The organism is Bartonella sp. AA86SXKL, assembly GCF_042196885.1.
The window spans coordinates 1-272 of record NZ_JBHIRE010000098.1 but is presented as its reverse complement, the minus strand read 5'-3'; the positions used below and the strand labels follow the sequence as shown (position 1 = coordinate 272).

Genomic DNA, 272 nt, shown 5'->3' with positions numbered 1-272 from the left:
AAATCTGCTGACTGATCAATATAAATATGACAGAGCCCCTCTAAATGCGCAAAAATCGGAACACGGGCATCAACCTGAATACGCGCAACAAGATTTTTACCACCACGAGGCACAATTACATCAATGGCTCCATCTAATCCCTTAAGCATTTCTCCAACGGCACCACGATCTTTCGTTGCAACCATTTGAATAGCATCTTTAGGAAAACCTGCGTTCTTCAATCCGTTTACCAACGCACAATGAAGTGCATGCGCAGAGTGAAAACTATCCGA

1 pseudogene is annotated in these 272 nt (G+C 43.4%); it reads right to left on the bottom strand.

The features are described 5' to 3' along the window. Positions 1–272 (bottom strand): annotated as a pseudogene (gene proA / locus ACFIO5_RS10105) (glutamate-5-semialdehyde dehydrogenase); the annotation flags it as partial.